The sequence below is a fragment of the Bacillus sp. DHT2 genome (assembly GCF_026241455.1).
Lineage (GTDB): Bacteria > Bacillota > Bacilli > Bacillales > Bacillaceae_G > Bacillus_A > Bacillus_A pseudomycoides.
Genome location: NZ_JAPHWH010000007.1, coordinates 16531 through 38434 on the forward strand (window position 1 = coordinate 16531; position 21904 = coordinate 38434).

Genomic DNA, 21904 nt, shown 5'->3' on the forward strand with positions numbered 1-21904 from the left:
CCATCAGAAAAACTTATGATAAACTAAAAAAATGGAGGCGGCTCGTTCAAAATCGCAGGGCGTTGGAGCCCCCTCGGACGAGGCACTTTTTGCCTCGTCCGAGGGGACGAAACAACCGTAGATTTTAGCTGCCGGAGCTAGACAATAGAAAAGCGGAAACTAATCTCTAGATCAATAACAAAAGAGCAAAGGAGCAAACATCATGAACGTCGATATTTTAAAAATATTTGTGACCGTCGTAGAACAAAAACATTTCTCTCGTGCGGCAGAATTGCTCAATCTCTCTCAGCCTGGCGTCAGCATGCATATTCGCAATTTAGAAAACGAATTTGGCACTACGCTCATTCAGCGTTCTCCAAAACACGTCCAAGTTACGGAAGCTGGCAATATTCTATACATACATGCGAAGCAAATGCTATCCCTTTATGAAGAAGCAAAACAAGAAATTAACGAACTACATAACGTTGTTACAGGTACACTGCGCATTGGGGCAAGTTTTACAATTGGTGAATATTTACTCCCAAAAATATTAGCACGCTACGCCAATGAAAATCCGCGTGTGGAAGTACACACGTTTATCTCCAACACAGAAGAAGTTCTCCAAAGCATTCGTTCCAACCAAATCGATATTGGCTTAGTAGAGGGTCAAGTCGTATACACTGATATAGATGTAGAGACTTTTATGAAAGATGAAATGAAACTAGTCGTTCCACCAAAACATCCTCTTCTGGGTGCACATGCAATTAACGAAGCTTCACTTCAAGATCAAGTATGGATTCTCAGGGAGATGGGATCTGGAACACGCGCCTATAGCGATCGTTTTATCCATCAGCACCATTTAAAAATGAAGCGTTTCTTTACATTTAGCAGCATTCAAAGCGTAAAAGAAGCCGTTGCTGCTGGGCTCGGCATTGCAATCCTTTCTGACTGGACCGTAAGGAAAGAGCTACAAGCAAAAGAACTTTTCCATGTCGAAGTTCCAAACGAAAAACTCATCCGTCCTTTCTCTATCGTTCGTGGCAAATACTTTATTCCTTCCAAAGCCATTCAAGTCTTTTTAGACCACGTTCATTCATTTGCACAAAAACAGAGTTGACCTTCACATTAGTGTGAAGGTTTACAATATATACGAAAGGAGTGAAATGCAGTGCGAATTGGAGAATTATCAAAGCGAACTGGCGTCAGTGAACGTTCATTAAGGCATTATGAAGAAAAAGGGTTGCTTCCTTCGAAACGCCTTACAAATGGCTATCGTGATTTTGAGGCAAGTGCCACCAGAAAAGTTGAACTCATTCAGATGTACTTACAGCTCGGCTTAAATTTAGAAGAAACTGCAAGAATGCTGCGCTGCTTAGAAATTGAACCACAATTATACGAAAATCCATGCAGTAGTATTCTTACACTTTACGAAGAAAAGCTGGCTGAGGTAACAAAGCAAATTTCACTGCTCTCCAATATTCAAGCGAATATACAGAAGCATGTTTCACTCCTAAAAAAAACGAAGGAAAAGGAATGATTGCATATGTTCGTTATACACGGAAGCTCCCGTTCAAATGGAAATACAGAAGCCCTTACACACATGATGATTGATGGTATCGATGCAGAACAAGTTTATTTACGTGATCATACCGTTCATCCTATTACAGACCAACGTCATGAAGCAGAAGGATTTCAACCAGTAGATGATGATTACCAAAACCTAATTGAGCAAATGCTAGAACACGACACAATTATTTTCGCTACACCTCTATATTGGTATGGGATGAGCGGACAAATGAAAAACTTTGTTGATCGCTGGTCACAAAGTTTACGTGATAGATCCCTTCATTTTAAAGAAAAGATGAAAGAAAAAAAGATGTACGTTGTCATTGTTGGTGGAGATAATCCAAAGTTAAAAGCATTACCACTTATCACACAATTTCAATACATCTTTGATTTTATCGGTTCTTCTTTTGAAGGCTACATTATCGGTGATGCTAATGCACCGGATGAAATTTCAAACGATAAAGAAGTATTAGCAAAAGCGAAACTATACAATGAACAATTCCGGAAATAATAACCAGAAACTAGTTTGCCAAATCTCTTTGTATACGCATACAATAAAAATAACATTATGAAAAGAAGGTAACCCGGCCAATGAAGTTCTAATTCTCTTATTTATTCATCCATCACGCATAGTGAAACAAAATGATGAAAACTAGAAGAGGATTAGTCTATCCATTTGTCGATACTTTCTTTTATCGCGATCGTGTAAAAATATGTGCATCGCTTATTTCTGCACACTTTTTTACATCTATGGGTGACGTCTATCCTCTCTAGTGAAACTAGGGAGGTTTTTTATAACCATTTTATTCGCACGCAATATTGAAAAAAACTTTGGTGACCGCACTATATTTACAGTACAATCGCTTGAAATTCAAGGAAATGACCGCATCGGCATTGTCGGAGTCAATGGAGCCGGAAAATCTACGCTACTACAAATATTAAACAAAGAAATAGAGCCGGACGAAGGTTCTGTCTCACATTATGGTTCGATCGCCATTATCCCTCAATTTAGCGAGGAAACATTGGAGGATACTTCCACTTTTGCAAAAGGAAAGTGGAACATTTCAAACGTTTCAGATGCAATGAGTGGCGGTGAACGAATGCGCTTAAAGATCGCTCATGCTCTTGAGCAGGAAGCTTCCATATATGAATCGAACAGAACAAACTTCTGTAAACACTACCGAGCAAGAACTGTTACGATTGCAAACAAAATTAACAGAAATCATCAGCCGGATTTCGATGCCTGATCGACAGGATGATGTTACAATTCTTGAACAAGAATATGAACAGTTATTGGAGAAAATCAGGAATTGTAAGGAAGCACTCTAATGTCTTCCCTATATCTCGACGAGGCCGCTGCCATTTCCCAAGAAATATCGATGATTCGACATGCTAGGATGCTCCAAGTATATCGGCACTTCGACAATATACGACATAAGTAAGCATACAAAAAGCCGTGCATTAAGCACGGCTTCTTTCTTTATATTCTACACACGGACAGCTGTTCCACTTACCGCAACCATTAACATCCCTTCGCGAACTACCTCATAGTCTACGTCAATGCCAACAATCGCGTTTGCACCTTTTTGCTTCGCAAGAGATTTCATCTCTTCCATCGCAATATCACGTGCTTCTTTTAATTTACTTTCATATGCAGCAGAACGGCCACCGACAATGTCACGAACAGAAGCAAATAAGTCGCGGACGATATTTGCACCCATAATTGCTTCACCGTTTACGATATCAATGTACTCGATAATTTCTTTCCCTTGAATAACAGAAGTTGTTGTTACGATCATTTTTTACAGCCTCCTATATATGTATCTTTTTCTTACCTACCTATATGGTACGCTAATTCTGTTAAAATTACATATACAAGGTCTTTTAAATTACACTGCTTCCGTATCCCACTTATGATTCTGTTCTACAAACACAAGTCCCAATTCATGATGTCCATCTGCATATAGTGCCGTTTGAGCAAGGCGGAGCTCGCCTTTTGTATCAAGTACTTCTAACTTACAAAATGCCCCTGTCGTCTTGGACTGAAGCGCATCATAAAACTCTTCTGCACTTTTAGGAATTACACCGTTTACTTTCGTAATAACCTCTCCGGGCTTCAGATTCATTTCTACACCGACTGTATTCGGAATTATACCTAATACAACTAATCCATCGTCGCGCGCTGCAAAATATGCTGGGCACGTTTCATCAGCTATACGTTCCCGCATCGCAATAGTAAAGCGACCAAGCATCGCGACCCCCATCGCAAGAATAGCTACAACAGGCCACCAATAACTGACCACTCCTAAAACAAGAACAAGGGTCGCTAAACCAAATATACGTCTTCCTGTAAATAATAATGCTTCTGTCGGTTCCTCACTTCTAATTGTTCGCATAAAGCCAAGTAAAAACGGTACAAGGAATAAGGAATACGTTTGTGAACCAACAGAAATGACCGGCCACCACGAAACAAATTGTGTAACAGCATCTCCCGGCACAAGAATAAAAATCGGAACGAGCCATAAACGCTTTGATTCATGTAGTCCAATATTTAAACCGCGCTTTCCTTTACGCATTTTAGGCGTTGAATGCCGCACCGCATTTTTCGAAATTAATAATCCTTCTACTACTAACATCAAGCCAAGTAAAATGGCAAGTGATGCAATGGTACTCTCTTCTCCTTCTCCAAGCTGTAAGAAAGAGATTGGAAGTTTAGAAGATAATAAAGCTACTACAATCGCCACGCCAAATGTGTAAGCAGAAGATAAATATCTATATTGAGCAGCTAGTCCAAATACTAGTGTCCAAATTAAAATCATCCATATACTTGCTTGCGACATAACTAGTCCGGCTCCAACTGTTATGATGGATACAACGAATCCATATCCAACTCCTGAAAATAAGGATGTTCGTAGTTCAAACCAAATATCATATACTTTAAAAGAAAAATCTTTTCGTTCTCGTAATATACGTAAGTATCCAACAAAAATGCTACTTATCAAAAATACATAGACAGCAGGGTGTAAGAAAAAACGCCCAACTGCTCGCATTATCTCAAAAGACCACGCCTCCACGAATCACTTCACCACCATTTATTCTTTCTTTTTATCTTATCATAAAGTGAAACTTTAATCAGTGGCGTTTTCTCCATCCCCCATCTACCTTCTTTTCTTTTTCTAAATTTTGAGATAGGAGTGTTACCGTTCATAAGTAGCGGGATAAACACACAAAAAAATACAGGCAATAATATGCCTGTATTTTTCCTTATTTTGCCATTATCTTTAATGCTGCCTGCAATTGCAGATCATTTTCACCAGAGCGAATCTTTTCAATGATTTTATTTTGAATCGCTTCAGCTGTCTTTTTATCAAGCTGACCTGTCATTTCCATTTCATTTGCATTTTGGAATGCTTTTAAAGCCGACTCTGTTTCCTTACTAAAGTATCCATCCTCACGTCCAGGTACATATCCTAAACTTTTCAGCATTTCTTGCGCATGCTTCACTTGTACATCATTTGAATTATAAGAAAGTGTTTTCTCAATTTGAATTGGCGTTGCATGATAATAATCTGGCTGTTTCACTTCCACCGTTGGGGCAATTCCTTTCTTATGAATCCAATTGCCATCTGGTGTAAGCCATTTAAACATTGTCAGTTTAATATTGCTGCCATCTTTAAACGGAACAGCTTGCTGAACAGTACCTTTTCCAAATGTTTTTTCACCAACTAAATCATATCCTTCGCCTTCTTTTAATGCACCTGCTAAAATTTCTGAAGCCGATGCACTTCCTTTATCAATTAATACTGAAATCGGATATGATTTTCTCTCTTTTAATGCAGTTGAGAATTTCTTTTTCTCACCATTTCGTTGTTCAACTTGCATCATTGGCTTTTTGTCCGTCATAATTAATCCTAAAATATCTTGTACGCTATTTAAGTAACCTCCTGGATTACCACGTACATCAATGACAAGGCCTTTTATATCTTTCTTTTCAAGTTCTTTTAATTGATCTTTAAATTCTTTCGCTGTATTTTCAGAGAAAGATGTAATTTGGATATAACCAATATTTTTCTCCTTCTCTTTCTTTACAGAACTAAACACAGTAAAAATCGGAATTTTTTCACGTTTAATTTTAAATTCTAGTGGATCTGCTACTCCTGAACGCTTTATCTCAAGCGTAACGTCCGTTCCTTGTTTACCACGAATCTTTAAGACCGCTTCTTCACGTGATAAATCTTTTACACTGTTTCCATTTACTGATAAAATTTGATCATTTGGCTTAATGCCTGCTTTTTCTGCTGGTGACCCTTTAATCGGAGAGACAATGATCAGTTTTCCATCCGTTTTGTTCACCTCAGCACCAATACCTTCAAGCTCCGGATCAAGCGACTCTGTAAATTGCTTCGCTGTTTCCTTATCCATATACGTGGAATAAGGGTCCTTCAGCGTCGACAACATACCCTGTATCGCACCCTCAACAAGCTTTTCATCCTTCACGTCTTCCACATAACGCGAATCAATCAGTGCATACGCCTCATTAATTTTAGCTAAATCCCCTTGTTTCGTGCTGGCACTATCGCCTGTAATTGTTTGCGCCATATATGATGGATTGATTCCAAACATATACATACCTGCAAACATTCCGCCAGCACCAATTAAAAATGCAACAATCATTCCAATAATCGCAACTCTACGTTTCAATGCGGAATTCCCCTTTCCAGAACACACAGGTGGTGTAGCAAAAGGCATCACACATTGTGTGATGCCTTTACCTATTTCTACTATATGATAAGCTTGTACGAATTATGTTTGCAACTTTTTATACTTTTAAGAAGCGACGAATTGACATTACGCTTCCCCACATACCGATTAATGCACCAATTAACACTAATAAACCGGAAAGTTGGAATACAAACGGACTATATGGAAGAAGTTCGAAAATCGTTCCTCCAAGCTTCTGGTTAAACATACCTTGAAGCGAATTATAAGTAGATAAAATTACAACAATTGGGAGAATTGAACCAAGTACACCTAAGAATAAACCTTCTAATAAGAACGGCCAACGGATAAACCAGTTTGTCGCACCTACAAGTTTCATAATTTCAATCTCCGTGCTTCGTGCATAAATTGTAATTTTGATTGTATTAGAGATTAAGAACATTGCTGTGAATAATAGACCAGCAATTAACAAAATCCCAATATTACGGCCTGTGTTCACTGTATCAAATAATTTTTCAACTTGGCCTTTACCATATTGAACTGTACTTACAAACTGCATTTTTTCAACTTTTTTCGCAATTGTAGCTGTATCTGTTGGTTCTTTCGCCTTTACAATAAATACATTTTTAAGTGGATTATCTTGCTCAAATAACTCAAACGTTTTTCCGCTGTCACCTAAGCTTTTAATCAAACGTTTTAACTCTTCTTCTTTAGAAGAATATTTAACAGAATCCACTTTTGCAATTTTGCTAAGATCTTTTTCCAATTTCTTTTGATCCGCTTCTTTCGCCGCTGGATCAATGTGTACACGAATTTCTACATCTTGCTCCACTTTCGTTGCAAAGTGGTTCATATTCATAATCGCTGTTAAAAAGACACCTACAAGTAATAATGTAACTGTTACTGCACTTACAGAAGCAAACGTCATCCATCCGTTACGGGATAGATTTTTTACACCTTCTCGTAAATGCCGACTAAGGGTTTTAGTCTTCATATCCGTATCCTCCCTCAATCTCATCTCGAACAATTTTTCCGCCTTCAATCGCAATTACGCGATGACGAATTGTATTTACGATATCTGCGTTATGTGTTGCCATAACAATTGTTGTACCGCGCTCATTAATACGTTTAAAGATACTCATAATATCAAGTGCTGTATCAATATCTAAGTTTCCTGTCGGCTCATCGGCAATCACAACTTTTGGCTTATTTACAATCGCCCTTGCAATCGCCACACGCTGTTGTTCTCCACCTGAAAGTTCAGTTGGAAGTGCGTCCGCACGATCTTCAAGGCTTACAAGACCCAGTACTTCAGTAACACGCTCACGAATTGCATCAGGCTCTTCTTCAATTACTTCTAAAGCAAACGCTACATTCTCATATACCGTTAATTTAGGTAGCAATTTAAAGTCTTGGAAAATTACGCCTAGCTGACGGCGAAAATATGGTACATCTCGCTCTGCTAACGTTTCAATTACAAGTCCATTCACATTGATAGATCCTGTTGTTGGTTTTTCTTCACGATACATCATCTTAATAAATGTAGATTTTCCGGCTCCACTCGGTCCAACTACGTATACAAATTCACCCTGCTTAATGCTAACTGTGAGTCCATCGATGGCTTTCATACCATTTGGATACTCCTTATAAACATTCGTCATTTTTATCATTATTTATCACCCAATACTTAATGATTTTTTTCGACATACTTTTTCTGTCTATCTGAATATGAAAGCAAAAGCTCCCGCTCTTACTTACACTCTGCTGTACTACAAACCTATTAAAGTATTTCTGTTGTTTCAAATAACAGTAACAGCAGTTTCAGTCTATCACTGTTGCTTATGTACATGTTTCAGCAAAATTCTACAAACTACATTGTAACATCATTAGGTTTCCAATTCGGATACAATTTTGTTACAGTTATGTTACAGCGCAAAAAAAAACAAGAAAAAGCAGTTATTCAAAGCTCCCTTTCCTCGATAAAAGGTTAATTCCTAACTATATAAGTACAAATTGAAAAAACAAACATAAACCCTTTCTTTTTTAGATGGGAGAGATCATCAGGCCATGCATAGAAGCAGTCAGATCCTTTTCCTACCCAATGCCAAGTTAAAACAAAGAGAGAAAACGAGTACAGGTCACCTTTTGTTCTTCATAGCAGCAGTTTATCTATTTTAAAATCAAAATAGATACATATATATCATAAACAAGTCTATATCATTTTATGAATCATCTTATAAGTCTAGCTTTTTATAAAATAGCCCAAAAAACTGACTGTTTAGCCCATCATGTCTAAGAACCTTCCACACAAAAAAGCCCCTTAGCCAACACTGCTAAACAGTCAGCTCCACTTTTTTTACGTTCTAGCTTTAGCGGCTAGAATGCTCAGTGGCTTTGCTTCTTCCTTCTATTCTAAACAAGCCACTTCCTCTTTTCTTTTGTCTAGCTGCAGTGGCTAAAATCTCCGGCCGTTTCACTCCCTCGGACGAGACAAAAAATGCCTCTCTGTCGGGGGTTCCAACGTCCTACGATTTTAAACAAGCCACTTCCTCTTTTCTTACTTATGTTCTGCTAACCACTCTGATACTTTTTTTGCATCCTCACCTTGAATAAGTTCCGCTGGCATTGAACCGCGTCCTTTTTTGATAATATTTTCAATCTCCGCCGCGTCGTATTTACCGCCTACTTTTCGTAAATCAGGTCCAGTTGCACCAGATAAGTCGCTAGCATGACAACCTGCACAACTTTTTTTGGAAATTTGCTCTGCACTATCTGTACTTGCAGATTGATTAGAAGATTTATTTTCTTCTTTCTTTCCACATGCTCCTATAGTAAAAGCTAATGATGTTCCTAATGCAATAGCCAACAATTTCTTTTTCACTTATATCGCTCCCCATTGTTGATATCCTTCTTATTATTGATATAGCCATACTTTCACATAGCTCTCACTTGCCATTATAATAATTATCCCCTTATAGAAAAACCAACCTCAATAGGATATTTTTTACAAAAGGGATGAGAACCCTACTCATATAAAGCTTTCACCAATTGTTTCAATTCTGTGAACAAATGCAAATTACTATAAAGATACTGTTTTTACAAAACAGAAAAGGAAAAATTCTATACGGCTTCCTTATCATTTATAGCTTGCTTCTTAATATTTTTTACTTTTTACAAAACAATATACGACCTTGTATCATAAAACCAAGCTCATCAAAAAGAGAAGTTGTCACCCAACTCCTCTTCCTCCTTCTCTTATCAATACAGACAAGATGTACCTCATTATTCCTCTCTATCTCCTCAACGATAGGCCAACAGTCCGTTGGCTTTTTTTCTTAAGAAATACGAGAGCGTAAATACGCATCAATAAACGGATCAATTTCTCCATCCATAACCGCTTGTACATTACCAACTTCCGTATTTGTACGGTGGTCTTTCACTAGAGAGTATGGGTGGAATACGTAAGAACGAATTTGGCTACCCCAGCCAATTTCTTTTTGTTCACCACGAATTTCATTTAACTGCGCTTGCTGTTCTTCTAATTTCTTTTGATATAATTTCGCCTTTAACATTTTCATCGCATGTTCACGGTTTTTAATTTGCGAACGCTCGGATTGACATGTTACAACCGTATTCGTTGGCGTATGTGTAATACGAACCGCGGAATCCGTCGTATTAATGTGCTGTCCACCCGCACCACTTGCACGGTACGTATCTATTTTTAAATCTTCCGTACGCACTTCAATCTCGATATCATCATTAAATTCAGGTACAACTTCACAAGATACGAACGATGTATGACGACGGCCTGAAGAGTCAAACGGTGAAATACGTACAAGACGATGTACACCTTTCTCTGCTTTCAAGTAACCGTAAGCGTTATGACCTTTAATTAACAATGTTACACTTTTGATTCCTGCTTCATCGCCTGGTAAATAATCGACTGTATCTACTTTAAACCCGCGTTTTTCAGCCCAGCGTGTATACATACGTAATAGCATAGAACCCCAGTCTTGTGATTCTGTTCCACCAGCACCTGGATGTAGTTCTAAAATCGCATTATTTTTATCATAAGGATCGCTTAATAATAGCTGAAGCTCGTACTCATTCATTTCTCGAACTAAAGATTTCACTTCAGATTCTAATTCCTCATGTAAATCTTCATCATATTCTTCTTTTAAAAGTTCATGTGTCACTTCTAAATTTTCGAATGTTTCATCTAACTGACGAAACTTCCCAACCATTTCTTTTAACGCATTCGCTTCATTAATTACAGTTTGTGCGCCTTGTTGATCATCCCAAAAGCCTGCACCCATCATTGTTTCTTCTAATTCTGCAATGCGTTTTTCCTTTATAGGAAGGTCAAAGAGACCCCCTAAAAGCCGCTAATCTCTTAGCCATTTTCTCTAATTCTTGCCTAATTTCTACTAATTCCATGCTCTTCACCTCTATGTAATTACTATCGCTTTTATATAAAACAAGGGAAACTCCCTCCGCTTATTACAGAGAGAGTTTGTCCCTTTTTATTATATGGATATTTTTAAAACTTTTCCATTTTGAAAATAAAATTTCGTGTAAGGTCGATTTGGAGCGCCTCCCTGCGAGGCAAACTACGCCTCTCTGTCAGGAGCTCCATCCTTCTCACATTCTGAACGAGCCGCTTCCGCTTTTCTTTTGATCCAATTCTGCCTCCTAGCCCCTCATGTCTAAGAACCTTCCGCACAAGAAAGAACCTTAGCCAACGGGGCTGAACAGTCGGCGCCACTTTTCCTTATTTCCCAATACCACAGCAGTTTTTATATTTCTTACCACTGCCACATTTGCATAGGTTGTTACGTCCTACTTGTTCACCTTTTACAACTGGTTTCTTTTTCACTTCTTCACCGTCATCTTTCGGATGAACTGCTTCACCTTGAGCTACTTCTTGGCGCTCTAAGTTTTGTTCGATTTCTGCTTTCATAATGTAACGAGAAACCTCTTCTTCAATGGAAGCGATCATGGATTCAAACATTGCGAATCCTTCCATTTGGTATTCACGAAGCGGGTCAATTTGACCGTAGGCACGTAAATGAATACCTTCACGAAGATGATCCATCGCATCGATATGATCCATCCATTTCGTATCTACAACGCGGAATACAACAACCTTTTCAAATTCACGCATTTGTTCTTCTGGTAGAAGTTTTTCTTTTTCATCATAACGCTCTATTAATTTTGCAATGATTGGCTCGCTCATTTCTTCTGGTGCAAGACGACGTAATTCTTCTTCCTTAACATCACCTTCCTCAAGAAGGTTTGTATTTAAGTAGTCAATCAGACCTTTAATGTTCCAATCCTCTTCAATTTCCTCTTGCGTATGAAGGGCAACAGCACGTTCTACAGTAGATTTCATCATACCTTCGATAATGCCTCGTAAGTTTTCAGATTCCATTACTTCTTGACGTTGTTTATAAATTACTTCACGTTGTTGGCGAAGTACATCGTCATACTGCAAGAGCTGTTTACGTGCATCGTAGTTGTTTCCTTCTACACGTTTTTGCGCAGATTCTACAGCACGAGATACCATTTTACTTTCGATTGGCTGTGAATCATCCATACCAAGGCGATCCATCATCGCTTTCATATTATCTGCACCGAAGCGGCGCATTAATTCATCTTCCATTGATAAGTAGAACTGCGTCACACCAGGGTCTCCTTGACGACCAGAACGACCACGTAACTGATTATCAATACGACGACTTTCATGACGTTCTGTACCGATAACCGCTAGGCCACCAGCTTCTTTTACACCTTCGCCTAGTTTAATATCCGTACCACGACCAGCCATGTTTGTCGCAATCGTTACAGAGCCTTTAAATCCTGCTTCTGTAATAATATCCGCTTCACGCGCATGGTTTTTCGCATTCAAGACGTTATGACGTACACCTTTACGTGTTAACATGTTTGAAATAAGTTCAGATGTTTCAATTGCAACTGTACCAACAAGAACTGGTTGCCCTTGCTTATGGCGTTTTACAATATCCTCAACAACCGCATTGAATTTTCCTTCCATCGTTTTGAAAATTAAATCGGCACGGTCATCACGAACAACTGGTCTGTTTGTTGGTATCACGATAACATTCATATTATAAATGTTACGGAATTCCTCTTCTTCCGTTTTCGCTGTACCAGTCATACCTGATAACTTTTCGTACATACGGAAGTAGTTTTGGAATGTAATGGTTGCTAATGTCATACTTTCATTTTGAATTTCTACGCCTTCTTTTGCTTCAATCGCTTGGTGTAAACCTTCACTATAGCGGCGGCCTTTCATAAGACGACCAGTGAATTGGTCTACAATTACAATTTCGCCTTCTTGTACAACATAATCTGTATCGCGGTGCATTACAACGTGTGCACGAAGCGCCTGATTAATATGGTGAAGAAGTGCAACGTGTTTTAAATCAAATAAGTTTTCAATATGGAAAGCTTTCTCTGCTCTCGTAATCCCGTCTTCTGTTAACATGACATTTTTCGTTTTCACGTCAAATGAGTAATCTTTTTCATTTTCTAACGTACGAATAAATGCATTTGCAAAGATATATAGTTCTGTTGATTTTTGTGCTTGTCCAGAAATGATAAGCGGCGTACGCGCTTCATCAACTAAAATGGAATCGACTTCATCAATGATTGCGAAATGAAGCGGACGCTGAACACGTTGCTCTTTATATAGCACCATGTTATCACGCAAATAGTCAAAACCAAGCTCGTTGTTTGTACTATATGTGATATCAGCAGCGTAAGCAGCTTGCTTTTCTTCACGTGACATGCTATTCAAGTTAATTCCTACTGTTAAGCCAAGGAACTCATGTAGTTGTCCCATTTCCCCTGCGTCACGCTGCGCTAAATATTCATTGACTGTAACAACATGAACACCTTTACCTGTTAAAGCATTCAAATAAACCGGTAAAGTAGAAGTTAATGTTTTACCTTCCCCTGTTTTCATCTCAGAAATATTCCCTTCATGTAAGGCAATACCACCCATTAATTGCACAGGATAGGGGCGCATACCAAGAACGCGTGTCGCTGCTTCACGAACAACCGCAAAAGCTTCTGGTAATAAATCGTCTACTGTCTCGCCTTTCGTAAGACGCTCTTTAAATTCAATTGTTTTCCCTTTTAATTGTTCGTCAGTTAACGATTGAATCGATGATTCAAACCCTTCTATTTGATCCACAGATTTCTGCATACGTTTAATTTGGCGCTGGTTTACATCAAACACCTTTTTTAAAATACCGATCATAGGAAATACGCTCCTCTTTTATTAAAATAAAACTTCCGATCGTGCTCTATATTTCTGCTCACTAATCAGTCGTTATAAAACGCAAATTTATTTTCTAGCATTTTCTCTCCTACTTAAAAAAACAAAAAAAGTATAAACCTAATGATAATTGTAACACTTGTTTTATAGCTATGACAACAACTGGCCAAACGCATAGCCTAAATTAGCTGAAATTTTGATTAATAGGCGTTTTATAGCGATTTCATCCTTTACTAAACTTCTTTGTTTCCTGTCCCATTCTGAGACAGCGGTATGTCTTCCCAAAAATAACAGAGTGAAAACTCAAAGACTTTCATATGTTTCATCGGTCTACACGTAAAACATTTTATAAACAATAAAAAAAACGCAGCCTTTTACAGCTGCGTTCTTTACTTATTATTTTGTTTCAATTAATCCATATTTTCCATCTTTGCGGCCATAGACAACATTAGTTTCATTTGTATCCGCATTTGTGAAGACGAAGAAGTTATGACCTAACATATCCATTTGTAAAATGGCTTCTTCAACATCCATTGGTTTTAAATCAAATCGTTTTGTACGTACAAGCTCTAATTCATCCTCTTTCACTTCCTCCAACGTTGCCGCTGGCTCTGTAAGGATAAATGCAGTTTTCGGAGAACCTTTTTCACGTAATTTACGATTTACTTTTGTTTTATGTTTACGAATTTGTCGCTCAACTTTATCAACCACTAAATCAATTGCAGCGTACATATCGCTATGAGTTTCTTCTGCACGAAGTAATAAATCTGTAAATGGGATTGTTACCTCGACACGTTGCTTGTCAGAGTATACTTTTAAATTAACTTTAACCTCTGGGAATGTATCAAAATAACGCTCTAATTTGCTAAGTTTTTTCTCTACATATTCCTTTAATGCTGGAGTTACTTCAATATTTTCACCACGAATGTTGAATTTCATAGATGAATTCCTCCTTTCAAGCCTATGTATACAATTTCGACAATGGCTTAAAAAATCCTGCTAACTTTTTTGAAAAAGTTAGGGAAATTGAAATTTTTTATCGTTTTTTGTTGAAAAGAAAAGATGCATCGTTTCTATTTACATTTTACCCTATTAACATCGTAAATAACGAATATAAGTATGGACAATTCGTTACAGAAAAGAAACAACTTTTTGACAACATTTTTATCATTTGAATGGAAAGACCGACCGAAAACACAACCATCTCTTTTAGGTGGGAGGGAGCATCCGCCCATGGCTAGTAGCGGGCAGGGACTTTTTTTAGCCCCGTGCCATGTAAGAACACAAGGAGACAATGGGCGGAAGTCTCTGTTTGTCTTTCATAACCGTAATTTATGTGCCGTGAAATCAAATTAAAGTTATAAATTGAAAGAACCATATACAACCATTTCTTTTTGGTGAGAACGAGCGTCCGTCTTTGCATAAGAGCGGACAGGACTTTTTCCCCATGCCACGCAAAAAAGACAGAAGGGGACAATAGGTGAAAGTCTCCTTCTGTTCTTCATAGCCGCAATTTATATTTTGGAAGATCAAATTGAATATATATAAACCGTTGCCACAACCCCAGCTCTATGTTTCTCACAAAACTCTTCGTTCGAAATTATAATTTCACAACATTCGCTGCTTGTGGTCCACGCGCACCATCTACAATGTCAAATTCTACTTTTTGTCCCTCTTCTAACGACTTATACCCATCCTGTTGAATTGCAGAAAAATGAACAAAAACATCATCACCGTCTTCACGCTCGATAAACCCAAATCCTTTTTCTCCATTAAACCACTTTACTCTTCCTTGCATGTTCGTTCCATTCCCTTCACTCTAAAAATAAGGGCATTTACCCCATAATTTGACTATAACGAATGACAACATATCAAGTCAAAGAAGTCTTGTCGCCTTTTTATTGTATCTTTCGACATACATATATTACCCACGGCAAAGAGTAAGGCTAGAAATTTTTCGAGCACCTGCATCATACAGGCACTTTGCAACTTGCCTAACCGTAATTCCTGTCGTATACACATCATCAATGAGTAAAAGATGCTGCCCAATAAACATTTCTTCTTTGTGAAAATAAAAGGGATTCGCTACTGAAAGCCTCTCTATACGTTTCTTTTCACTTTGCTTTTCCGTGTCTTTTCTACTTAAGGATGTTTGTAGAAAACTAAGTGGTAAACAAGATGCTAACAATTCCGCTTGATTAAAACCACGCTCGTATTCTCGCTCCTTACTAAGCGGAATCGGAATCATCGCATGACAGTCTGAAAAATACTTACGAAATGTAGCTACAAAGTGCGCATGAAAAATACGAACAAGCTCAGCATCCCCACGAAATTTAAACTGAGCTAATACTTCCTTCATCCAATCATTATAGACGTACACAGATCGATTTTTTATAGGTAGAAACTTTCTCTCTTCCTGCCATCTTACGCAATCCTTGCAAAGGTTACCTTCTCTATACTCCTCTGACAGAGACTCAAATGGTCTGCCGCAGTCATCACAAATTTCTCCTATAATATAGGAAAGTTTCCGTTCACATCGCTCACATATACACCGCCTGTCAGACTGAATAAAAAAAGAATACCAGCTAACGCTTTCTGAAATAAAATCATGACAAAGTAGACAATGCATTAATGTATCAACCCTTCTTGCTTTGCCTTTTTATTCATAAATTGAATGTGTTTTTTTGCGCGTATCATTGCTTCTGTTTTTCCATAATGAAAATAAAGAATATCACCATCTGGCCTGCGATGACTTCTGCCGGCCCTGCCAGCAATTTGTACAAGTGCACTTTCCGAAAAAATGACCTCTTCCGCCCCTAACACCGCTACTTGTAAATTCTCTACCGTCACGCCGCGTTCCAAAATCGTCGTCGTTACTAATAATGGGATATTTCCTTTTCGGAACGAAGCTACCTTTTCTTTTCGCTTTGGATCCTCAGCATAAACACCTTCAATGCGATCATCTAATTTTTTTAATACTACACTTACTTCATCAATATAACGTACGTGAGGAACAAATAGAAAAATAGGAGATTGTTTAAGGAGATAATACTTTAGCCATTCAAAAACAACATGCGGGATTTCTTTTCGTTTTAACGCCTTTTTCCAATTACCGCACCACCGGAACCTTGGGACTGGCAAAGGCTGACGATGATAACGCCCCGGAATGATTACACCTTTTTGTTTACCACTCCATAGCTTACGCTTCCATGTTTCTTCCGGAGTTGCAGTTAAATAAATTTGCGCAGCTCGCTCTTTACTCGCTTGCTCTACTGCATGATGAAGCATCTTATCCATCGCATATGGAAAAGCATCAATTTCATCCACAATCATAACATCAAATGCTCTATAATAACGAAGCAACTGGTGCGTTGTAGAAACGATGAGCCTTGCTTCCTTTTCACGATCCAAACTACCACCATATAACGCAGCAATCGGTACATCTGGAAAAACAGTTTGCAAACGGGGTGCGAGCTCTAACACCACATCAGTCCGCGGCGTTGCAATACAAACCCGCTCGCCTTTTTGTAAAGCTTCATCTATACCATAAAAAAGCATCTCTGTCTTACCAGCTCCACATACTGCCCATATAAAAAAAGATTCTTTTTGGCGTACTGCTTCTGTTACTCCGCTAGCTGCTCTCTCCTGCCCAACTGATAAATGGCCCTCCCACCGTAAAGGATTCGGCAAGCTTTCCCATACTACATCTCGTATATCTCGAACGAGCACTGTACATTCTCCTACTCGCCCCATCGTGATGCACTTTCGGCAATACGTGCACATTTGATTGCACCTTTTACATAAAAACGAAGCAAATAACCGTTGCTCGCTATTTCCGCAGCGCTGACATACATAATGTGACGATTTCTTTATTACACCTTTTTCTAAAGAAATATCCCCTTGTCTTTCCAAACGGTCTAATTCATCTTTTGAAAACAAAATTTCTTCTCGTAGCATTTGTCTTCCTACTAGCATAGTAACGCCTCCTATATAAATCCATTTTGATTTTTCAGCATATAAGTCGCGGTTATGAAAACAAAAGAAGTTCTCCACTCATTTTCTCCTTCTGTTTTCACTTGGCATGGAGCTAAAAAAAGCACTGACCGCTCCTATCCATGAACGGATGCTCTCTCCCACCTAAAAGGAATGGTTTTATGTCGGTCTTTCTATGCGTATTTATATTTATATAGCTCTACTATAATCCCTTCTCTTTCTCTCGTAAAAACTCAAAAAAGCCGATAACCTACTTTTAAAATAGTAAGCTATCGACTTTATACACATGTTTTATTTAGTTAAAAATCTTATAATCTACCGTAACCTAAGAAATGAGCTTGGTTATAACTGCTATTTACACTACCGTAAGTAACACCAGTTCTCTCATCCGCAGCATGAATCATCTGGCCATTACCAATGTAAATACCAACGTGTGATACACCTGCTCTGTAAGTACCTTGCAAGAAGATAAGGTCACCTGGTTGCGCTTCAGACGCGCTAATTTTTTGTACAGATCCCCATAAACTAGAAGTAGTTTGATGCCCTAAACCATACACATAAGAAACTAATCCACTGCAGTCAAAACCGCCATTTGATGGTGAAGAACTACCCCAAACATATTTCATACCAACTAAGCTTTTTGCTTTTCCAATTACACCCGGTTCTGGACCTGGTTTTGGAGCCGGTGCTGGTTTAACATCTTCTTTTTTACCTTGTCCACCATTATTTGCAGGCGCTGGTGCAGCTTCTTCTTTCTTAGCTTGTCCACCATTATTTGCAGGTGCCGGTTGCTGAGCTTGTTGCTGAGCTTGTTGCTGAGCTTGTTGCTGAGCTTGCTCTGCTTGTTTCTTCGCAGCAGCTTCTTGTGCTGCTTTTTCTTGTGCTTCTTTTTCAGCTAATTGTTGTAAGTATAATGCTTGCTTTTCAAGCTCTTTTAATTGACCTTCTGTGCTTGTCATGCTGTTTACAACTGTATCCATTTTACCGCTTAAATCGTTCACTGCTTCTTGTTTTTTCGCTTTTTCAGCATCAAGTTCTTTCTTTGCAGTTTCGATTTTCACTTGCGCTTCTTTTAATTCTTTTTGTTTTTCTTTTACCGTTTCAACATCTTTTTTCACAGTTGCTTGATCTTGTTGTTGTGTTGTCATGATATCTTCATCAGATTCAAGAATTTTCGAAACAGAAGTTAAACGATCTACTAAATCTGCAATGTTTTTAGAGTTTACAACAACTTCTGTTACAACGTTTGTATTTGGTTGCTCTTGAAGCGCTACTAAACGCTTTCTTAATAACTCTTCACGTTTTGCAATTTTCGTTTGTAAATCTGCAATGTTTTGATTTTTCTTCTCGATTAATGCTTGTGTTTCTTCAACTTTTTTCGTTGTTTCATCAAGTTTTGCTGCATTTTCTTGAACAGACGTATCTAAATCTTGAACCGTTTTATTTAAATCGTTCATTTGTTTTTGAAGCTCGTCACGTTCTTGTTGTTGTTTATGTAAAGTGTCATTTTGTGAGTTAATTTGTGTTTTTACATCCTCAATCTTTTCCGCAAATACATTTGGTGTTACCACTGAAAACATCATAAATCCTGCAGCCAATGCGCAAGATGCCATTTTTAGCTTTTTCATTTTGTTTTTACACCGCTTTCTTTTTTCTTTTCCGTATATAATCTATTTAAATTTATACCATATTTCGGGAGATATTTTATCAATGTTACGATTTTGTAAAATAAATGTAATATTACGTTTGTAATTTCCTGACATTTTCCTTCTAATCCTGTATTTTCTTGTAGAATCTTAAGGGAATCGCGCTATTTTTTTGTACAATTGTCATACATTTGTTATAAAAAAAAACACAAGGAACACTCCTTGTGCTTTTTTCTCTCTATTCATCGAACAATCTATTATTTCACCCATTTTTCAGCCCAATTTTGGACTTCATTCATAACACTTTCTAATGCTTTTCCCTTGTCTGTTAATCCGTATTCGATTCTAACAGGTACTTCTGGATACACATTACGAACGACTACACCTTCGCTCTCTAATTCTTTTAAACGCTCTGACAACATACGATCACTCATATTTGGGATAATATCCGCAATTTCTCTAAATCGCTTCGGCTCTTCTAACAAAGATTTAATAATTAAACCCGTCCACTTTTTACTAAGAAGTGTAAAAGCCGACTCAAACTTTGGACATAAACAAGAATTATGCTCCATATGTTTCACCTCTCCTTTATTATAAAATAGTTTCTTATAAAAAGTAAGTAATAAAACTTTCCTTATTTTTTATAAATGCATTTTGATTTTCCAACATATAAATTGCGACTATGAAGAACACAAGGAGACTCCCACTCATTTTCTCCTTCTGTTTTCACATGGAATAGGGCTAAAAAAGGCACTGTCCCTAAAGGCCCGATTGGCAAGGGCTAATAATCAGTGGGGGATGGAGCCCCACTGATTAAAGTTTCACTTTATGTCGGTCTTTCAATCCGTATTTATATAAATTAAATTTTATCACTTCAAAATATTAACTTGTCAAATAGGCATGCGTATATCCGTAAAAAACTCTCTACAAAAAGAGAGCTTTTACATTTTTATTATTTTGTATACCACCCTAGACCTAGTGATCCCTCTCCTAAGTGCGTTCCAATTACAGCACCAAAATAACTGATGCGGATTGTAACATGAGGGTACTTTTCCTCCAATTCTTGCTGCCACTCTTTCGCTTCTTCTTCACGATTTGCATGAATGATAACAGCTTCCATCGGCATACCTTTACTCGCATGTTCATCGAAAATTTCAACGATACGCTTTAGTGCCTTTTTGCGTGTGCGAATTTTTTCAAACGGGATAATAACTTTATCTCTAAAATATAAAACTGGCTTTACTTGCAATAAGCTACCGATAAATGCTTGCGCGCTATTTAAACGACCACCGCGTTGCAAATGATGGAGATCATCAACAACAAAATAAGCATCTATCGTTTGCTTCATTTCATCAAACCTAGCTAAAATCTCTTCTGGCGCCTTTCCTTCACTTACCATTCTTGCACCTTCACGCACATAAAACCCTTGTACTTCACAACTAATTTCAGAATCATACGTATATACGTTTATCCCTTCGACCATTTGCCCAGCTGTCGTTGCTGTTTGATATGTACCGCTAATTCCGCTTGAAAGATGGATACAAATCACCGCATCGTATTCTTTTGCCAGTTCTTCAAATAGCTCCACAAATTTTCCAATTGCTGGTTGAGAAGTTTTTGGAAGTTCTTCATGTTCACGTACTTTTACATAAAAATCATCCGCTGTAATTTCTGCTTCTTCTTGATAAGAATTCGTTCCAAAAATCACATTTAATGGAATCATATGTATATTGAGTTCTTCACGAATATGCTTCGGTATATATGCTGTACTATCAGTAACAATAGCTGTTCTCATTTTCGTACCTGCCTTATAAAAAAGTTTTTATTTCCTAATTTTACACGAAAATAGGAAAAGGTGCATTAATGTATGAAAAATGCCGGGGTAAGATTATAATAAACACTTGGACAATTTACAACAAAAATATTAAATTTATAATAGAATTTGCTATTTTCCTACAAAAAATGTTTGAATCTGAAAACTCCCCCTTTTACAATAAAAAGTACTAGTAATATTGAAAGGTAGGGGCGTATATCATTGTTATTACAATATTTAACAATCAAAGGCTACGGTGAGCACGAAATTGTCATTCAAAAGTCACGGTTTATTTGCTATATAAGTCGAGCGAAAACAGAAGAAGAAGCACAAGAATTTATTCAAAAGATAAAAAAGCAGCATTGGAACGCAACACACAACTGCTCAGCCTATTTAATCGGGGAGCAAGATCAAATTCAAAAGGCAAATGATGACGGTGAACCAAGCGGTACAGCTGGTGTACCTATGCTAGAAGTATTAAAAAAACGTGGATTGAAAGATACCGTTGTTGTTGTCACACGATATTTTGGCGGCATTAAACTTGGTGCCGGTGGTTTAATTCGTGCATATGGAAAATGTACAAGTGAAGGAATTAACTATGTAGGTGTTGTCGAACGAAAATTAATGCGAGTTATGAAGACAGAAATTGATTATACACTACTCGGAAAGATTGAAAATGAATTACGCCACTCAAAATATGCTATTAAAGAGATTCATTACCTAGAAAATGTGACATTTGACACTTATGTGGAAGAAGATCAAAAACAAACTTTCACAGAGTGGATGATTGAACTAACAAATGGGAAATGTACAATACAAGAAGATGACATGCTGTATTTAGAACAAGACATTGTGCAACAATAACATATATATATTAAAAGGAGTTTA

General features: G+C 37.7%; 19 protein-coding genes and 1 pseudogene. 5 read left to right on the forward strand and 15 right to left on the reverse strand.

Annotation, left to right across the window (positions count from 1 at the left end; all coding sequences use genetic code 11):
- Positions 1-202: 202 nt before the first annotated feature.
- The 4 genes and pseudogenes from ORL93_RS17280 to ORL93_RS17295 all read left to right on the forward strand — a co-directional run.
- A complete protein-coding gene (locus ORL93_RS17280; protein WP_003201848.1) occupies positions 203-1096 on the forward strand; it encodes a LysR family transcriptional regulator in 894 nt (297 codons plus the stop codon).
- A 51-nt stretch (positions 1097-1147) separates the two neighbouring features.
- Positions 1148-1516, forward strand: a complete 369-nt coding sequence (locus ORL93_RS17285) for a MerR family transcriptional regulator (RefSeq protein WP_006096551.1) — start codon at positions 1148-1150, stop codon at positions 1514-1516.
- A gap of 6 nt (positions 1517-1522) precedes the next feature.
- Positions 1523-2056, forward strand: a complete 534-nt coding sequence (locus tag ORL93_RS17290) for a flavodoxin family protein (RefSeq protein ID WP_265959306.1) — start codon at positions 1523-1525, stop codon at positions 2054-2056.
- 283 nt (positions 2057-2339) lie between these two features.
- Positions 2340-2690, forward strand: a pseudogene (locus ORL93_RS17295) (ATP-binding cassette domain-containing protein); the annotation flags it as partial.
- 342 nt (positions 2691-3032) lie between these two features.
- On the opposite strand, the gene ORL93_RS17300 reads toward ORL93_RS17295, so the two are convergent.
- The 15 genes from ORL93_RS17300 to ORL93_RS17370 all read right to left on the reverse strand — a co-directional run bounded on the left by ORL93_RS17300 (position 3033) and on the right by ORL93_RS17370 (position 20998).
- Positions 3033-3344, reverse strand: coding sequence for a heavy metal-binding domain-containing protein (locus tag ORL93_RS17300; protein ID WP_265959307.1), 312 nt, complete (start codon positions 3342-3344; stop codon positions 3033-3035).
- A 90-nt stretch (positions 3345-3434) separates the two neighbouring features.
- Complete coding sequence (locus ORL93_RS17305; protein WP_265959308.1) at positions 3435-4619, reverse strand: PDZ domain-containing protein; 1185 nt, start codon at positions 4617-4619, stop codon at positions 3435-3437.
- A gap of 190 nt (positions 4620-4809) precedes the next feature.
- Positions 4810-6246 carry a S41 family peptidase gene (locus tag ORL93_RS17310; protein WP_445012672.1) on the reverse strand — a complete coding sequence of 479 codons (1437 nt, stop codon included), beginning with the start codon at positions 6244-6246 and terminating at the stop codon, positions 4810-4812.
- A gap of 118 nt (positions 6247-6364) precedes the next feature.
- A complete protein-coding gene (ftsX, locus tag ORL93_RS17315) occupies positions 6365-7258 on the reverse strand; it encodes a permease-like cell division protein FtsX (RefSeq protein ID WP_018765117.1) in 894 nt (297 codons plus the stop codon).
- Complete coding sequence (ftsE, locus tag ORL93_RS17320; protein ID WP_003209063.1) at positions 7248-7934, reverse strand: cell division ATP-binding protein FtsE; 687 nt, start codon at positions 7932-7934, stop codon at positions 7248-7250. The genes ftsX and ftsE overlap by 11 nt, the downstream gene beginning before the upstream one ends.
- Before the next feature lie 887 nt (positions 7935-8821).
- Positions 8822-9145 carry a cytochrome c551 gene (cccB, locus tag ORL93_RS17325; protein ID WP_097794512.1) on the reverse strand — a complete coding sequence of 108 codons (324 nt, stop codon included), beginning with the start codon at positions 9143-9145 and terminating at the stop codon, positions 8822-8824.
- 454 nt (positions 9146-9599) lie between these two features.
- A protein-coding gene (prfB, locus tag ORL93_RS17330) for a peptide chain release factor 2 (RefSeq protein WP_265959310.1) occupies positions 9600-10701 on the reverse strand; the annotation gives its coding sequence in 2 pieces (ribosomal slippage) (positions 9600-10628 and positions 10630-10701; 1101 coding nt in all).
- Between the two features lie 334 nt (positions 10702-11035).
- Positions 11036-13546: a preprotein translocase subunit SecA gene (gene secA, locus ORL93_RS17335; protein ID WP_006096559.1), complete on the reverse strand. Its 2511-nt coding sequence runs from the start codon at positions 13544-13546 to the stop codon at positions 11036-11038.
- Positions 13547-13960: 414 nt separating this feature from the next.
- Complete coding sequence (gene hpf / locus ORL93_RS17340; RefSeq protein ID WP_003201824.1) at positions 13961-14503, reverse strand: ribosome hibernation-promoting factor, HPF/YfiA family; 543 nt, start codon at positions 14501-14503, stop codon at positions 13961-13963.
- A 661-nt stretch (positions 14504-15164) separates the two neighbouring features.
- On the reverse strand, positions 15165-15362 hold the full coding sequence (gene cspC, locus ORL93_RS17345; protein ID WP_265959311.1) for a cold shock protein CspC: 198 nt from the start codon (positions 15360-15362) through the stop codon (positions 15165-15167).
- 126 nt (positions 15363-15488) lie between these two features.
- Positions 15489-16193, reverse strand: coding sequence for a ComFC family protein (locus tag ORL93_RS17350; RefSeq protein ID WP_265959312.1), 705 nt, complete (start codon positions 16191-16193; stop codon positions 15489-15491).
- Complete coding sequence (locus tag ORL93_RS17355) at positions 16193-17539, reverse strand: ATP-dependent helicase ComFA (protein ID WP_265959313.1); 1347 nt, start codon at positions 17537-17539, stop codon at positions 16193-16195. Before ORL93_RS17355 ends, ORL93_RS17350 begins: the two co-directional genes overlap by 1 nt.
- A gap of 326 nt (positions 17540-17865) precedes the next feature.
- The gene (locus ORL93_RS17360) at positions 17866-19185 is read right to left on the reverse strand and encodes a C40 family peptidase (protein ID WP_265959314.1); all 1320 of its coding nucleotides are present in this window, start codon (positions 19183-19185) and stop codon (positions 17866-17868) included.
- 275 nt (positions 19186-19460) lie between these two features.
- Complete coding sequence (locus ORL93_RS17365; RefSeq protein ID WP_016112543.1) at positions 19461-19775, reverse strand: winged helix-turn-helix transcriptional regulator; 315 nt, start codon at positions 19773-19775, stop codon at positions 19461-19463.
- 380 nt (positions 19776-20155) lie between these two features.
- Positions 20156-20998 carry a DegV family protein gene (locus ORL93_RS17370; RefSeq protein WP_006096565.1) on the reverse strand — a complete coding sequence of 281 codons (843 nt, stop codon included), beginning with the start codon at positions 20996-20998 and terminating at the stop codon, positions 20156-20158.
- A 240-nt stretch (positions 20999-21238) separates the two neighbouring features.
- Here ORL93_RS17370 and ORL93_RS17375 point away from each other — a divergent pair, with 240 nt between their 5' ends.
- Complete coding sequence (locus ORL93_RS17375; protein ID WP_097794518.1) at positions 21239-21880, forward strand: YigZ family protein; 642 nt, start codon at positions 21239-21241, stop codon at positions 21878-21880.
- Positions 21881-21904 lie beyond the last annotated feature (24 nt).

Coding starts and splice junctions, on each gene's coding strand:
- ORL93_RS17350 (WP_265959312.1), bottom strand. CDS start 16,193: ATGCATTGTCTACTTTGTCATGATTTTATTTCAGAAAGCGTTAGCTGG.
- ORL93_RS17370 (WP_006096565.1), bottom strand. CDS start 20,998: ATGAGAACAGCTATTGTTACTGATAGTACAGCATATATACCGAAGCAT.
- ORL93_RS17280 (WP_003201848.1), top strand. CDS start 203: ATGAACGTCGATATTTTAAAAATATTTGTGACCGTCGTAGAACAAAAA.
- ftsX (WP_018765117.1), bottom strand. CDS start 7,258: ATGAAGACTAAAACCCTTAGTCGGCATTTACGAGAAGGTGTAAAAAAT.
- ORL93_RS17355 (WP_265959313.1), bottom strand. CDS start 17,539: ATGCTAGTAGGAAGACAAATGCTACGAGAAGAAATTTTGTTTTCAAAA.
- ORL93_RS17290 (WP_265959306.1), top strand. CDS start 1,523: ATGTTCGTTATACACGGAAGCTCCCGTTCAAATGGAAATACAGAAGCC.
- ORL93_RS17300 (WP_265959307.1), bottom strand. CDS start 3,344: ATGATCGTAACAACAACTTCTGTTATTCAAGGGAAAGAAATTATCGAG.
- ORL93_RS17365 (WP_016112543.1), bottom strand. CDS start 19,775: ATGGAGCATAATTCTTGTTTATGTCCAAAGTTTGAGTCGGCTTTTACA.
- secA (WP_006096559.1), bottom strand. CDS start 13,546: ATGATCGGTATTTTAAAAAAGGTGTTTGATGTAAACCAGCGCCAAATT.
- cspC (WP_265959311.1), bottom strand. CDS start 15,362: ATGCAAGGAAGAGTAAAGTGGTTTAATGGAGAAAAAGGATTTGGGTTT.
- ftsE (WP_003209063.1), bottom strand. CDS start 7,934: ATGATAAAAATGACGAATGTTTATAAGGAGTATCCAAATGGTATGAAA.
- hpf (WP_003201824.1), bottom strand. CDS start 14,503: ATGAAATTCAACATTCGTGGTGAAAATATTGAAGTAACTCCAGCATTA.
- ORL93_RS17360 (WP_265959314.1), bottom strand. CDS start 19,185: ATGAAAAAGCTAAAAATGGCATCTTGCGCATTGGCTGCAGGATTTATG.